15 protein-coding genes and 1 pseudogene are annotated in these 14,827 nt (G+C 63.0%); 11 read left to right on the forward strand and 5 right to left on the reverse strand.

The window, feature by feature from the left end:
- Positions 1-11 precede the first annotated feature (11 nt).
- A pseudogene (locus NKH19_RS07125) lies at positions 12-566 on the forward strand (AAA family ATPase).
- Between the two features lie 45 nt (positions 567-611).
- On the opposite strand, the gene NKH19_RS07130 reads toward NKH19_RS07125, so the two are convergent.
- Positions 612-1,817: a multidrug effflux MFS transporter gene (locus tag NKH19_RS07130; RefSeq protein ID WP_352865210.1), complete on the reverse strand. Its 1,206-nt coding sequence runs from the start codon at positions 1,815-1,817 to the stop codon at positions 612-614.
- A 186-nt stretch (positions 1,818-2,003) separates the two neighbouring features.
- Here NKH19_RS07130 and NKH19_RS07135 point away from each other — a divergent pair, with 186 nt between their 5' ends.
- The 6 genes from NKH19_RS07135 (at position 2,004) to NKH19_RS07160 (ending at position 5,128) form a co-directional block, all read left to right on the forward strand.
- The gene (locus NKH19_RS07135; RefSeq protein WP_352865213.1) at positions 2,004-2,693 is read left to right on the forward strand and encodes a TetR/AcrR family transcriptional regulator; all 690 of its coding nucleotides are present in this window, start codon (positions 2,004-2,006) and stop codon (positions 2,691-2,693) included.
- Positions 2,694-2,811: 118 nt separating this feature from the next.
- On the forward strand, positions 2,812-3,348 hold the full coding sequence (locus NKH19_RS07140; protein ID WP_352865602.1) for an SspB family protein: 537 nt from the start codon (positions 2,812-2,814) through the stop codon (positions 3,346-3,348).
- Positions 3,349-3,360: 12 nt separating this feature from the next.
- Positions 3,361-3,558 carry a DUF4169 family protein gene (locus NKH19_RS07145; RefSeq protein WP_352865216.1) on the forward strand — a complete coding sequence of 66 codons (198 nt, stop codon included), beginning with the start codon at positions 3,361-3,363 and terminating at the stop codon, positions 3,556-3,558.
- A 10-nt stretch (positions 3,559-3,568) separates the two neighbouring features.
- Positions 3,569-3,793: a ribbon-helix-helix domain-containing protein gene (locus tag NKH19_RS07150; RefSeq protein ID WP_352865218.1), complete on the forward strand. Its 225-nt coding sequence runs from the start codon at positions 3,569-3,571 to the stop codon at positions 3,791-3,793.
- Between the two features lie 131 nt (positions 3,794-3,924).
- Complete coding sequence (locus NKH19_RS07155) at positions 3,925-4,230, forward strand: hypothetical protein (RefSeq protein ID WP_352865221.1); 306 nt, start codon at positions 3,925-3,927, stop codon at positions 4,228-4,230.
- Positions 4,231-4,246: 16 nt separating this feature from the next.
- Entirely contained in the window at positions 4,247-5,128 is an 882-nt protein-coding gene (locus NKH19_RS07160) for a sigma-70 family RNA polymerase sigma factor (RefSeq protein WP_352865224.1), read from the forward strand.
- 54 nt (positions 5,129-5,182) lie between these two features.
- On the opposite strand, the gene NKH19_RS07165 is transcribed toward NKH19_RS07160, so the two are convergent.
- Positions 5,183-9,118, reverse strand: a complete 3,936-nt coding sequence (locus tag NKH19_RS07165; RefSeq protein ID WP_352865226.1) for an AsmA family protein — start codon at positions 9,116-9,118, stop codon at positions 5,183-5,185.
- A gap of 130 nt (positions 9,119-9,248) precedes the next feature.
- Between NKH19_RS07165 and NKH19_RS07170 the strand changes: the two genes are divergently transcribed.
- A complete protein-coding gene (locus NKH19_RS07170; RefSeq protein ID WP_352865229.1) occupies positions 9,249-10,235 on the forward strand; it encodes a Dyp-type peroxidase in 987 nt (328 codons plus the stop codon).
- 120 nt (positions 10,236-10,355) lie between these two features.
- Here the strand turns inward: NKH19_RS07170 and NKH19_RS07175 are convergent, their stop codons facing one another.
- Complete coding sequence (locus tag NKH19_RS07175) at positions 10,356-10,724, reverse strand: avidin/streptavidin family protein (RefSeq protein WP_352633642.1); 369 nt, start codon at positions 10,722-10,724, stop codon at positions 10,356-10,358.
- A gap of 168 nt (positions 10,725-10,892) precedes the next feature.
- Positions 10,893-12,305, reverse strand: a complete 1,413-nt coding sequence (locus NKH19_RS07180; protein WP_352865232.1) for an FAD-binding oxidoreductase — start codon at positions 12,303-12,305, stop codon at positions 10,893-10,895.
- Between the two features lie 102 nt (positions 12,306-12,407).
- Between NKH19_RS07180 and NKH19_RS07185 the strand changes: the two genes are divergently transcribed.
- Entirely contained in the window at positions 12,408-12,887 is a 480-nt protein-coding gene (locus tag NKH19_RS07185; protein ID WP_352865235.1) for a thioesterase family protein, read from the forward strand.
- 240 nt (positions 12,888-13,127) lie between these two features.
- Complete coding sequence (locus NKH19_RS07190) at positions 13,128-13,325, forward strand: hypothetical protein (protein WP_284271956.1); 198 nt, start codon at positions 13,128-13,130, stop codon at positions 13,323-13,325.
- 28 nt (positions 13,326-13,353) lie between these two features.
- Here the strand turns inward: NKH19_RS07190 and NKH19_RS07195 are convergent, their stop codons facing one another.
- The gene (locus tag NKH19_RS07195; RefSeq protein WP_352865237.1) at positions 13,354-13,833 is read right to left on the reverse strand and encodes an Lrp/AsnC family transcriptional regulator; all 480 of its coding nucleotides are present in this window, start codon (positions 13,831-13,833) and stop codon (positions 13,354-13,356) included.
- Between the two features lie 89 nt (positions 13,834-13,922).
- Here NKH19_RS07195 and NKH19_RS07200 point away from each other — a divergent pair, with 89 nt between their 5' ends.
- Positions 13,923-14,825, forward strand: coding sequence for an EamA family transporter (locus NKH19_RS07200; RefSeq protein ID WP_352865240.1), 903 nt, complete (start codon positions 13,923-13,925; stop codon positions 14,823-14,825).
- Positions 14,826-14,827 lie beyond the last annotated feature (2 nt).

Genomic DNA, 14,827 nt, shown 5'->3' on the forward strand with positions numbered 1-14,827 from the left:
CGCGCCTCTCCATGGATAAATGCGGAAGCGATTCCGATCGATTCTTCATGCTGACCGGAGATCCAGGCTCCGGCAAGACCACCTTGATCGAGGCCTTGCGCCGGGCCGGCTTCCGTCGAAGCCGGGCGCGGCATCATCCGCGACCAGTCCGCCATTGGCGGACTCGCTTTGCCCTGGCATGATCGCACGCTATTCGCCGAATTGATGCTGTCATGGGAGATGCGCTCGTATCAAATTGCGCGAGAACAGACCGGGCGCCCTGTTTTCTTCGATCGCGGCGTGCCGGACACGCTTGGCTATCTCAGGCTGAGCGGCCTGCCGGTGCCCCAGCATGTCAGTTGCGCAGCGAAACGTTTCCGCTCCAGCCCGCCCGTCTTCGTCGCCCCGCCATGGCCGGAGATCTTCGCGCAGGATGAGGAGCGTAAGCAGACGCCTGATGAGGCCGTACGCACCTGTCATGCACTGGTCGGCGTCTATACGGAACGTGGCTACGAACGGTCCCGCTACCTTTGGCACCGGTCGAGGAGCGGTTGCGCTTCGTGCTCGCCGAGGCAGGATCGATATGAAAAAGGCCGGGGAGAACCCGGCCCTTTGTTTGGAATGGCGAGTGTTTATTCCGCCGGGGCCTGGACGGTTTCGCGCGAACGGCCGAGCGTGACCTTGGCCAGCGTGAACGAGATCACCGCGCACAGCGTGATGCCGGCCACCATCGGCAGCGGCGTGCCGTCGAAGAACACGCCGGCAACGCCCATGGCGAGTGCGCCGATGGCGAAATGCAGCGTGCCCATCAGCGCCGAAGCCGTACCGGCGATCTCGCCATGTTCTTCCATGGCCAGCACCGAAGTGGTCGGGATGACCAGACCGAGGAAGCCGTAGCCGACGAACAGCAGTGCCGCCATCACGTCGAGCCGGTCGATGCCGGTCGCCATCACCGCGAACAGCACCACCATCGTCGTTGCATAGCCGGTCACCGCGACGCGCACCACGCGCCGCAGGCCGAACCGCTCGGCCAGCAATCCCGTCATCTGCGACATGCCGATGAAGGCAACCGCATTGATCGAGAAGAATACGCTGTAGACCGAGGGCGACAGCCCGTAATGATCGATCAGGATGAATGACGAACTCGACAGATAGACGAAGAAGCTCGCGATGCCGAAGCCGGCGATCGCCGTCAGGCCGAGGAAGTTGCGATCACCCATCAGCAAGCGATAGCCCGACAGCGCGGTGCCGAAGGAGGATCCGGCGCGGTCTTCCACCGGCCGCGTCTCCTTGAGCGAGGTTGCCAAAAGGATGGTGGCCAGCAGTGCCGCGCCCGTCACCGTCCAGAACACGGCGCGCCAGCCGAAATTCTCGATGATCTGGCTGCCGGTCAGCGGCGCCAGGATCGGCGACACCGAAAACACCAGCATCAGCAAGGACATCAGCTTGGCGGCCTCATTGCCGGTATGCAGGTCGCGAACGATGGCGCGCGGAACGGCCATGCCGGCGCTGGCGCCAAGCCCTTGTAGGAAGCGGAAGGCGATCAGCCATTCGATGGTCGGCGCCATTGCCGACCCGATGCCGCCGACCATGAACAGCGCAAGGCCGCCATAAAGCGGCAGCTTGCGGCCGACCATGTCCGAGATCGGCCCGACGACGATCTGGCCGAAGCCCATCGACAGGAAGAAGATCAACAGGCTCATCTGCACGGAAGCGGTGCCGGCGTTGAGATCGGCGCCGATCGACGGCAATGCGGGCAGATACATGTCGATGGCGAACGGGCCGATGGCGGACAACAGGCCGAGCACGACCGCTATGCGGAGGAATTTGGGACTCATGATATAGGCTTCTTTCAAGTCTGGTTGCCGCCGCGGGCGACGTCTAACCTTAGGACGTTCCATCCCATGAGATTCCGACACCCAAGAGCGAATTTTATTCGTCTCAGCGGGCGAAATCTCTTTATGTTATGTCCACAAATTTAGACAGTCTTGTCTAATTCGTCAATCACCTCTATATAGATTTTTATGAAGCTGCACGTTTCTCCTGACACTTTCCCGCCACGCGGCCATGAGGCCAAGCGTTTGTCGATCGTCGATTCCGCGGCTGCCGTGTTTTGCCGCGAAGGGTTCGCCGGCGCCAACATCGATCTGATCGCCGCCGAGGCCGGCGTCTCGCGCCAGACCATCTACAATCATCATGGTGACAAGGAGAAATTGTTCGTCGCGATAGTTCGTGATCTGACCGAACGCTGCAATGCCGGCATCTTCGCCACCATCGCCACCTTCCCCGATCAGCCCAAGGATCTCGAAGCGGATCTGATCGGCTTTGCCGTGCGCTTGAACCAGAACTGCATCTGCAGCCGCGACGGAAAATTCCTGCGCAAGCTGATCCAGACCGAAGGCGAGCGCTATCCCGAACTGTTTGCAGAGTGGCGCGAACAGGGACCGGGCAGGACATGGCCGGCGATCGCCGCCCGCTTTGCCCGCCTTGCCTATGGCGGTTACCTCGCGATCGAGGACCCCGATGTGGCGGCACGCCAGTTCCTTGGCCTCGTCAATGCCGAACTGCAGACGACCTTCATGCTTGGCGGCTCGCCGAGCGAGGAGGAAGTTGTGCAATCCGCGACGAATGGCGTGCGCACCTTCCTGCGCGCCTTTGGCAAGCGCCGCTCCACGACACCGGTTGAAAAGCAGACCGCGCTCGCCAGCGTCTGAACGATCAAATCGTTGGCAATAGTCCTCGTCTCGGTGCGGTGGGGGTCTATATCAGGTTTACGCCGCCCTAAAGCTTGATTACAGCTATGCGGACGATTCAATGGAACCCTACCGTCACATGGCCGACGACCACATCCGCTATGACATTCTGGCCCAGGAGGCGTTGCGCGGCGTCATGCGCAAGGTCCTGGCCGAAGTCGCGCGCACCGGCCTCCCCGGCAACCACCACTTCTTCATCACCTTCCTGACCGGCGCGCCGGGCGTGCGCGTGTCGTCGCGTCTGCGCGAGCGCTATCCCGAGCAGATGACCATCGTCATCCAGTTTCAGTATTGGGACCTGAAGGTGACCGACACCGGCTTCGAGGTCGGCCTGTCCTTCTCCGACGTGCCGGAGAAACTCGAAATCCCGTTCTCGGCCGTGCGCGGCTTCTATGATCCCTCGGTCAATTTCGAGCTCGAATTCGACGTCAAGACGGACGGTGCGGCCGAGGAACCAGCCGCTCAAGCCTCGCCCGAGCCATTGACTATCGTCTCCGAGAAAAAGCCGAAGGCCGAGAAGAAGGCCGCCGCCGAGGCGGAGAAGAAGCCCGCGGCGGCGGACGCCGCCACCAAGGGCGCCGAAGTGGTCTCGCTCGACGCCTTCCGCAAGAAATAAGCCAAGCTCGCCATGGCCGAAATCATCAACCTCCGCCAGGCCCGCAAGCAGAAGGCGCGGGGCGAAAAGGTGCGCGTTGCCGACCAGAACCGGGCGTTGCACGGCCGTTCCAAAGGTGAGAAGCAACGCGACCACCTGATCGCCGACAAGGCCGAAAAATTCGTCGCTGGCCACCGCCGCGAGCCATCCGGCGGCGAAAACGAACAATGAGCGCTCTGCCGTGAGCGCGGTCGAAAAGCGCTCGGTGACCATTCGCGGCCACCGCACCAGCTATTCCCTTGAAAAACCTTTTTATGACGACCTCGTCGCGATCGCGGCGACCAGAAAGCTGACGCTCGCCGCCCTTGTCGCCGAGGTCGACGAGACGCGGCCCCGCGACACCAACCTGTCCTCGGCGCTGAGGCTCTATGTCCTGGGCTGGGCGAAACGCAGCGCGGACGTCTAACTGCGGCAGGGCGTTCCCAGGCAGGCGCACCCGCAATTATTTTCCCGGGCATCCCGAATCCTTTGGCTTCGCCGCAACGTCTCGGACATGAGCGGCCTGCTGGGCGCGGGCAATCAAGAGGAACAACTTCGATGAAACGCCACCTGATACGCTACAGGACGAAACCGGAACGGGCCGACGAGAATGAACGGCTGGTCAAGGCCGTGTTCCACGAGCTGCGGGAAAAATCGCCGGAAGGCGTTCGCTACATGACATGGCGTTCCGACGACGGGACCTTTGTCCATCTGGTCGAGACGGAAACCGAGGCCCATGCCGACATCATCACCGGGTTGGCGGCATTCGAGGCCTTTCAGAATGGCATCAGGGATCGCTTGATCGAACGTCCGCAGCGCGAGGAAATGACCGTGGTGGGCAGTTACCGTATGCTCGACCAGTAACGGCGAACAGAGGCGCATGAACATTCCTGGCGAGATCCGCGAACCTTTTGACCGCCTGTTCGGCGAACTGCGTCCAAAGCTGCACCGCTATTGCGCCCGCATGACGGGCTCGGTCATCGACGGTGAGGACGTGCTGCAGGACGCCCTGGCCAAGGCATTCGAGGCGCTGCCGAATGCCGGCCCGATCGCCAATCCTGAGGGCTGGCTGTTCCGCATCGCCCACAATGCGGCGCTCGACTTCCTGCGCCGGCGAGCCCGTGAAAAGACTTTTTCCGATGAGGACCCGGACATGATCGTCGACCCGGCAAACCCCACCGTCGACCGTCAGGCCGCGGCGGCCGGCCTCCATACCTTCATGCGCCTCCCTCTCGCGCAGCGAAGCAGCGTCATCATGATGGACGTTCTGGGCTATTCACTGCAGGAGATCAGCGCCACGCTCGACATCAGCATCCCCGCCATCAAGGCGGCCCTGCATCGCGGCCGCGGCCGGCTGCGTCGGTTCGCGGACGAACCTGACGACCGCCCTCTCCCCAAGCTGAGCGCGGCTGAGCGTCTGTTGCTCGACGCCTATATCGATCGATTCAACGCCCGAGACTTCGACGCCGTGCGCGACATGCTGGCCGATGAGGTGCGGCTGGAGCTGGTGGCAAGGACGCGGCTGAATGGTCGCCAGGAGGTCGGCACCTATTTCCACAATTATTCCCAGGTGCGGGATTGGCGCTTCGTGCCGGGCTTCGTCGAAGACAGGCCGGCAGTCCTCGTCCGTGACAGCGACGATCCAGCGGCGCGGCCATCCTATTTCATCCTGCTGGCCTGGCAGGACGGCAAACTCCTGACCGTCCGGGATTTCCGCCACGCCCGCTATGTGGCGGACGGCGCGCAACTGCTCGTTCTTTGAAACGATTTCGGGCGGAAAGGCCTTCCCTACTGCCTACTGCCTACTGCCTACTGCCTACTGCAGTGACTTCAGCAGATTGTCGATCGTGAACGGATTGGATTTCGGCTTGGCCGGCGGCGGATTGCCGTTGGCCTCCGGCAGTGGCGCACGCTCCACCTTGGGAGGCTGCTGCGCGGCTTTGCGTTCGGCCTCGAGCCTTGCCTTTTCCTGCGAGACCACATGCATCGCCTCTTCCACCTTCTGCCGCTCCTGCTCGGCCTGCGCCTTGGCCGCCTCGTCGGCGGCCTGCCGTTCAACAGCGGCCTTGGCGTCCGCATCCGCCTTGGCTTTGGCGTCGGCATCCGCCTTGGCCTTCGCCTCGGCGTCGGCCCGAGCTTTGGCGTCGGCCTCGGCTTTGGCCTGAGCCTCAGCTTCGGCCTTCAGCCGCGCTGCTTCCTCCTGCTTGCGCAATTCCTCGGCCGCCTTGTCACGCTCGTCCTGCAGCGCCGCGTAGTAGCGTACCTCGCGCCGCAGCCGCTGCTTTTCGAGCAGTTCGGCCTGCATTGCCTCGACCCGCTGCTGCTCCCTTTCCAGCGCGCGCTGAGTCAGGAACTGCGCCAGCGGCTCGCTGTCGAACTCTCGTTTCACCGCGCCGAAGGGCCCCTCGGCGGTGAAATTCACCGTCGGCTCGGAGCCGACCAGGGCGTCATCGCCCGGCCGATAGGCGATCGTCCCCTTGGCGGAAACCATGCTGGTATTGAGATCGGCCGTGATGTCGGCGGACAAGGTCGCCGCCGGATTTTCGAGGTTGACCGGCGGTGCCCTGAGCATACCGCCGGCAACCGTGAAGGCGATATCGGTATCCTTGGCGGCAAAACTGCCATCAGCGGCAATTTCAGGCGCAAAGCCGGCGGTCTTGGCCGCATCGATGTCGCGCCCGATCGCATCCGCCTTGGCGAGGAATGCACTGAACGCATCGGGATTGACGCCGGCGACCTGCAAGCCCCTCAACGCCGCCGTACCGGAGCCTGACAAGGCGGCCACCATTCCTTCGACCGATTTGCCGCTGCTTGACAGCGCCGCCGAGAAATCGCCATTGCCGCTGATGCCGGCATCCGGCAGCATGGTCGCCAAATCGGCGCCAGCCAGTTTCATCTGGCCGGTGAAAAGTCCGGTGCCGTCATTGTTCTTCAGCTCGAACAGGCCGGTCAGCGCCCCGCCCAGCAATTTCGCCTTGAGATCCGAAACGCGGATGCCTTCCTGGTCGAGCTTGAGCGAAAAGGCGGCATCATAGGCGGTCGCGAACCGGCCGGCGGCAAGCGCTGCCGTCGTCAGGTCGAGATCGGCGGTGAACGGCAGATTGGATTTCTGGCTGAACGGTGTGGCCGGCCACGCCCCACTCTTATCGGTTCCTTCCTTGTCGGCAAGAAAGGCGGAATCGCCGAACAGCGTCACCGCCATCGGATCGAGGTCGAGTTCGTCGAGCACCAGCGCGCCGGCCAGATGCGGCATACCGTCCTTAACGTCGACATTGACGTCGCCGGACACCGCCGCTTCGTTGATGGCGCCGCTGAGTTCGTCCAGCACCAGCAGACCGTTGCCATAGTCGCCCTGCGCCGAGAGCGACGTCGACATGCCGGCACCCATGCCTGGCAGGCCGATGCCTGATGTCATCAGCCATGGTTCGATGTCGGCGGCATCGAGGCTAAGCTTGCCCTTGGCGGCGAGGCCTTGCGGGGTATCGGCGATCGTTCCCTCAAAACCGGCCTTGAAGTCATCGCCGGCAAGGCTGAAACTCGTCGCCAGGCCGCCGCCAAGCGTGCCCTTGGCCTGGATGTCCGTGCTTGCCTCGCCCAGCATGCCAAGCGGCAGCGCCGGCAGTCCGTAGAGCGCCAGCAGCGCGGTGGCGTCAGGATTTTTAGCGTTGAAGGTCAGCGCCACCGGAGCTTCGAGAAGCTTGTCCACCGCCCCCTTCCCCGACAGCGACGCGGAAAAAGCCGAGCCGCCGGCCTTGCCTTGCCCGCTCACCGCCAGGCCCGAGGTGCCGTCGCCATTGTCCGCCGCACTCGCCACCAGGTCGACGCGCGCATCCTGGAACAGCTCCGGATAGGCGGCGGCACGGCTTGCCAGTCCTTTGAGCACGGCGCTGTCGGGATAATGCTGGGCGGCGACATCCATCAGTGGCTTCAGGTCGACGGCAACCACCGAGGCGTCGAGCTTGCCGGTCGGGCGTGCCGGGAAATCCTTGATCCTGCCGGTGGCGCTGATCGAGGCGCCGGCCAGCCCGCCCACCGACAGCCGGTCGATTTCGAGCAGCCCGTCGCGCAGCCTCAGTGCGGTATCGACCGTGTCGGCGGTCAGCCCGCCGGCGCTGACCGGACCGGCCTTGATCTGGAAATCGAGGTCGCGGTCGGCAAAGCGATTGGCACCCTTGTCGCTGACGAAGATCGAGGCAAAGGCCGCCAGCCCGTCGACATCGAGTTCGCCGCCTTCGAGTCGCATCAGCACCGACGGCTTGGCATCGTCAGGCTGGCTAGCATCGATGCGGCCGGAAAACTTCGCCTTGCCCAGGATCAGTTCGAGATCACTGAAGGCCTGCCGCTTTTCCGAGAGGTCGACCTTGGCCTTGAAGCCGGCGGCGGGCAAACGGCGGATCGCCTCGTCGACGTCCTTCGACAGCCACGCTGCAAAACCCGAAGGTTGCGCCACGGCGAGCAGCAACGAGCCGTTGAAGCCGAAATGGCCCTCCACGTTGAGCAAGAGCATGCCATCGGCTTCCAGCGTGGTGCGACCGGGCAAGGTCGCGGCAAGCGATTTCACCGACCAGCCGCCATCGACCGGCTCGGCGGACAGATGAACGTCGCGCACCGTGGTGTCGCCGGCCACCACCGCTGGCAGCTTGACCTCGACGGTACCGGGAATGGTCGGCTTCGGCATATCGAGCAATGCCTGCTCCAGCCCCGCAATGCGCTGATCCAATGTCAGCCCGGCACCAGCCTGCGCACCCACCGCCTCGTCGAGCTGCACCTGAGCGCCACTGGCTTCGATGGCAAACCTGGGCTCTAGCCCGAGATCGACCGAGGCCTTGCCGTCGGCGGTGTAGGGGTTGTCGAGCGGCCCGGTCTCGAATCGAAATTCGTCGACGCCCAACTTCTGGTGGTCGAGCGAAAACTTGCCGTTCAGCCGAAAGCCCGGATCGGGCTTGCCGGCGCTGACCTTCGTCTCGCCATCGGTGCCGCGCAGCTCGGCGCTGTTCTTGTCGGCGCCATTCTTGTCCGGATTTGAGATCTTGAACTGGCCGGAATAGACGGCAGCCCCATTGACGATACCGGCATTGCCGTCGGTCTCGATGACCAGCGGATAGGCGTCCGGATCGGCCTTCAGCCGAAGCCGCATCTGCCCTGTGCCTTCGGCCTTGCCGGTGGACGCCGCGACCGTGGTGCGAAGACCATCCAGCCGCAGCGTGCCGTCCATGCGCCACGGGCCAGCCAGCGACTTGGCCGAGATGGTCGAATTTATCTCGGACATCAGATGGCTGCGGCCGCCGGCGGCATGGCGCAGTTCGACCTGACCTTCGGTCACTGTCAGCTTTTCGATCGAGATCTGGTTGAGGTCGAAGGGCGAGGACGGCCGCATCGCCCAGTCGACCGTGCCGTCATTGGCAATATCGATGGTCGCTTTCGGCCGCACCAGCCGCATGTCGAAGATCAGCACTTCACCGCGCAGGAAGGGCGCCAGTTCCGCATCCATCGAAAACGTCTCGACGGTCATGGCCGGCTGGCCGTTGGGGCCACCGGCGACGGCGACATTCGCGAAGGTCACCGACGGGAACGGCAACAGCCTAGCCGTGGCGTCGCCCCGCACGGTCACCTTGCGGCCGAGAATGGCGCTCGCCTCGCGTTCGAAATCGGCGCGGTAGCTGGTCCAGTCGACAAAATACGGCACCACCAGCGCCGCACACAGCACCAGCACAAAAAGGCCACCGAAGATCACGAACAGGCGAGCGAGCATCAGCTCCGAACGGGTTGATTGAAATTCTGCCGCACTCTACCCGCATCCGCGTGTCGATAAAGAGGCAAATCATCCAGTGTTGCCTGATGTCCGGTGATCTGAAACAAATCCCGGCAAAGCGGAGATTCGAATGTCTGGGAAGAACTGGGACCGGGTGCCGATCGATGCGCAGAGCGTCGACGCTCCGCTGTCGCTTTCGGCGGTCTTTCTTGTCGTCACTGTCGTCAGCGAACAGAGCGCGCTCGCCAAGGTCGCCTCGGTGCTCGGCGAACTTGATGACCTGGTGAAGACCGTCGGGTTCCGCGACCTCTCCGGGCGACTGTCGTGCATAGCGGGCATCGGCCGCGATCTCTGGGACCGTTTCTCTCCCGATCGGCGCCCGCTCGAATTGAAACCGTTCGCGCCGATCAAGGGAGCCGTTCATTCGGCGCCATCGACAGCGGGCGATCTTCTCTTCCATATCCGGTCCGAACGCCCCGACATGTGCTTCGAGTTCGAACGCATTCTGCTCGACAGTCTCGGTGACGGCGTGACCGTCGTCGATGAAGTCTCGGGCTTTCGCTATTTCGATGCACGCGACCTGCTCGGCTTTGTCGACGGAACCGCCAACCCGACCGGCCTCGATCTGCCGGCCTCGGCACTCGTCGGCGATGAAGACGCCGAATTCGCCGGGGGCAGCTATGTCGTCGTGCAGAAATATCTGCACGATCTCCAGGCGTGGGCACGGACCCCGACACCCCTCCAGGAAGAGATCATCGGCCGCACCAAGATCGACAACATCGAAATCGACGATGACGCCGCGCCGCGCAAGTCGCACAAATCGCTCGCCACCATCGAGGATGCCGATGGCAACGAATACGACATCCTGCGCGACAACATGCCCTTCGGCCGGCCGGGGCAGCAAGAGTTCGGCACCTATTTTATCGGCTATTCCAGATATCTCTGGGTGATCGAGAAGATGCTTCAGCGCATGTACATCGGTGAGCCGCCGGGCGCTTACGACCGCCTGCTTGATTTCTCGACGCCGCACACCGGCACGACATTCTTCGCGCCAACTCGCCCCATGCTGCAGACACTTGTTCAGGGCGCGCAGGAGAAGCCTGCGGCCGCACGCTAACGCTCCGGGATTTACTTCCGCTTTGGGCGCATGCGAACATAGTCGACACCCGCTGCTGGCCCTACCGCGATGACCAGAGCGGCGTCGTGCGAGGCCAAATGGCTTCGCTGGCCATTGGGACTAGCTTCTTTGGAACGTGTCCGCGCTGGTCGACATCGAACGCCACCAATTCAGTTTTTCGATTTTCGCAGGTTGGCCCTCGCCGCTGGCCTTAATCGCCGCATCCGAGACGACAAACCACAAAGTCTCCATTTTTCCCTCCCGAAGGAGGCCGGTATAAGAGACGATTGCATCGCCGACTGGCGTTTTCCCGCCGCCGGCAAAGCTAATGCAGTCACCGCGGTGCACGCCCAAAATCGGAATTTCCTGGCCATGGAACCCGCTATCCGTCAGCGCGGTTCGAAACGATCCCGATATGCGATTGTCCGCATCATCGGTGATTTCGACAATGGACCCGTATTGATTCTTCCAGACGCCTTTCCAGTTCATGGGCGACCGCTCCGCTTTGACGATGTTCCGTTGGTTGCCGCAACGTGAAAGCTATGAATCGGTTCCGAAGGTGGCGGACCGTTTCGGACCTCGCAGTGCGGCCGATCTCGGTTCCATCGTTGCCCGGTCGTAATGAGCCGTATGTGAACCTTGCGTCGGAGGACTCGCCTAGTTTCCCGGCAATATCTTGCCCGGATTCATGATGTTCAAGGGATCGAGCGCCTGCTTGATGGTGCGCATGATGTCGACGCCGTGGCCGAGCTCGTGGCGCAGGAAGCCGATCTTGCCCTGGCCGATGCCGTGCTCGCCGGTGCAGGTGCCATCCATGGCGATCGCCCGCATGTTGAGCCGCGCGACGAATTTTTCCGACAGCGCGATCTCCTTCGGATCGTTCACGTCCATCAGCACCAGCACGTGAAAATTGCCGTCACCGGCATGGCCGACGATCGGTGCGATCAAGCCCATCTCGGCGATGTCGGCTTCGGTTTCCATGACGCATTCGGCAAAGCGCGAGATCGGCACGCAGACGTCGGTCGACAGGCCCTTGGCGCCCGGCCGCAGCGTCAGCGACGACCAGTAGGCGTCGTGCCTTGCCTTCCACAGTTTCGTCCGTTCCTCGGCGACACTGGTCCACAGGAACGGCCCGCCGCCATTCTCCTCGGCGATCATGCCGAAAGTCTCGGCCTGCTCGGCAACCCCGGCATCGCTGCCGTGAAACTCGACGAACAGGCACGGGCTCTCGGGATAGTCGAGCTTCGAATAATTCTTCATCGCCTGCATCTGCAGCGCATTGACCAGTTCGATGCGCGCCACCGGAATGCCCATCTGGATCGTCGCGATGACCGCGTTGCAGGCCGCCTCGACGCTCGGAAACGGGCAGACTCCGCCGGAGATCGCTTGCGGAATGCCTTGTAGCCTGAGCGTCAGCGAGGTGATGATGCCGAGCGTGCCTTCCGAGCCGATCAGCAGTCGCGTCAAATCATACCCGGCCGAACTCTTTTTCGCGCGCTTGCCGGTCGTCACCGTTTCGCCGTCGGCCATGACTGCCGTCAGCGACAGCACGTTCTCGCGCATCGTGCCGTAACGCACCGCGTTGGTGCCGGACGCCCGCGTCGCCGCCATGCCGCCGAGTGAGGCATTGGCGCCCGGATCGATCGGAAAGAACAGGCCGGTGTCGCGCAGATGCCGGTTCAGATCCTCGCGGGTGACGCCGGGTTCGACCGTGCAATCGAGATCCTGCGGATTGACCGCCAGGATGCGGTTCATACGCGACGTGTCGACCGATATGCCGCCGCCCGGTGCGTTGGTGTGACCTTCCAGCGACGAGCCGACGCCGAAGGCGATGACCGGCACGCGGTGCGCGGCGCAGGCGCGCACGATCTCCTGCACCTCGGCGGTCGTCTCGGGAAAGGCCACGCCGTCCGGCGCCTGCGTCGGAATATAGGTGGTGGTGTGCGCGTGCTGGGAGCGGATGGCCTCGCCGGTCTGAAAACGTTCGCCCAGCCGCTGCTTGAGGATGCCGAGCACCGCAGCGATGCCTTCCTCGTTGCGTTCGACCGGATTGAGGTCGCTCAGAGCCATGAATTCCTCCGCGAATGGACCAGCGTCCACCCTTGTTGTGCGATTATGGATGCGTAGTCTTACCCGCCATGCTCTGTCCAGCGCCAGCATAAGGAAGTTTCGATGCCCATTTCCGCCCCCTTCGTCTCCCGACCGATGGACATCGAGAAGGATTGGATCGATTACAACGGCCATCTCAACATGGCCTATTACAACGTGCTGTTCGACCGCTGCTCGGACGACGCCTTCGACATAATGGGCATGGGGGCGAACTATGCCAGGGACCGCCGCCTCACGATCTATACGGCCGAAGTCCATGTTTGCTACGTGCAGGAGTTGCATCTCGAGCACAAGGTCACGGTCTCCTTCCAACTCATAGACCATGATGACAAGCGGCTGCGGGTTTACCAGGAAATCCGCCATGTCGACGGCTGGCTCGCCGCCACCTCCGAATCGCTTTCGCTGCATGTCGACATGTCCGGACCGAAGGTAGCGCCCTTCCCCGCCGATGTGCTTGCCAAGGTCGAAACCATGCGCGCCGCCCACTCGGCACTGCCGATGCCAGAGCGCGCCGGCCGCTCGATCGGCATCAAACGCAAATAGGGGCGAAGCCGACACCCATCCCGTTCCGGGCTTCAAAGCACACCGACAATCTAAAATCGCGGAACCTTCAAATCGGCTGGCAGCGGTGCTTGAAGCGGCCCCGCGCCCGCGTTAACCTTACCGAGGTTTTAACGGGAACAAAGCCAATTGAGCCGTTGAACGACTCAGCGGAGCGGTTGAAAACGGTCCGCACAGGGTTGCGATGCGGGCGGCGCGGCGAAGCCGGTTCGAGGGAAGTGCATGAAAACCGACATCAAGGTCGAGGTGGACAGGCTGGCCGCCGATCCGCGCATCACCGACTATGATTTCTGGCGCTCGCTCAAGAACGTCGACAACGAGATATTCCACATTGCCAACAACAACGAACCGATCCCGTTCGACATGATCCGCTGGCGCACCATTCTGAAGCGCGCCCGCCTGAAGCGCGGCCACGCTTAAACCTTCGAGCCGACCAATCCCTGCCTGCTTAAACCGTACGCTTCACCGCTGCCAGTGGTGAGCGCGCCACCACCGGCGACGACTGGATGATCGCCGTATTGGTCATCGCGTAAGGGATGATGCGATCGATCACCCGTTCGAGTTCGGCCACCGAGCCGACATGCGCCAGCGCGATGAAACAATCTTCGCCGGTCACCCGGTCGCATTGTGCGATCTCAGGCAGATCGCGGATGATCTCGGCCACGACGGCCAGTTGCCCCGGTACCGGACGGATGCGCAGCCACGCCGACACCGGCAGGCCGAGTGCCGCGGGATTGATCCTGACCGAATAGGCATCGATGACCCCGCTCTCCTGCAACCGCTTGATGCGCTCGGCCACGCTCGGCGCCGACAAGCCGACCGAACGCGCAAGCTCCGCCGTGCTGATGCGCGCGTCCTTTTCCAGCAAGCGCAGGATTTTCATATCCGCGGCATCGAGGTCGGCGCTTTCAATCCGAAGGCGTTTCATGGAAAGATCCTTGCTTCCGTGAGGATACCGGCTGGAAAAGCCAATCATCACCCATATGAACAGGCAAAACCGCCTGCGATACTGATCCGATGGATGATCAAACGCAAGCTCCTGCGGCAGACCCCGCTGTTGCCGGCCTTCCCTTCCGCAGGCTGGCGACAACACTGCCGCCGCATGTCTGGTTCGGCGTCAGCGCCGTCTTCCATTATCTCGGGCCGGCATTTGCCGTGCTGCTTTTCCCGCATGTCGGCGTGCTCGGCATGGCCTGGCTGCGCATCGCTACCGCCGCCCCGATCTTCGCACCAATGACCCGTCCATGGCGAACGCTCGTCCGCGCCGATCGCTCGACCCGGCTGCGGTTGCTGGCCTTCGGCGCCTGCCTGGCGGTGATGAACTGTTCGTTCTACCTGGCGCTCGACCGCTTGCCGATCTCGCTGGTGGCGGCGATCGAATTCGTCGGCACCATCGGTGTCGCGGTGATCGGCCTCAAGACCCCGCGCAATCTCGCCGCCCTTGCCGTTGCCGTCGCCGGCACCTTGCTGCTCATCGACGTCAAATGGTCGAGTGATCCCCTTGGGCTGTTCTGGGCCTTCCTCAACGGTACTCTGTTTGTCGGCTACATCGTGCTCGGGCACCGCATCGCCGCTTCCGGCGCGGGCGGCGGCATCGCCAGTCTTGGTGCCGCCATGGCGATCGCTTTCATCATCGTGCTGCCGATCGGCTTCAGAGATGCACTGCCGGCCTTTTTCTCACGGCCGCTGCTGCTCGCCGCCGTCGGCGTCGGCATCTGCTCCTCCGTCATTCCCTACATCTGCGACCAACTCGCCATGTCGCGGCTGCCGCGCGCCAGCTTCGCGCTGATGCTGTCGCTACTGCCGGTCACCGCGACGCTGATCGGCGTCATTGTGCTGCGCCAGATTCCAAGCCCCACCGATTGCCTCGGCATTGCGCTGGTGGTCGCCGGCGTCGCCTTCCACAAACCAGCCCGCTGAAA

It is taken from the genome of Mesorhizobium sp. M1338, from assembly GCF_040318045.1.
Classification (GTDB): domain Bacteria; phylum Pseudomonadota; class Alphaproteobacteria; order Rhizobiales; family Rhizobiaceae; genus Mesorhizobium.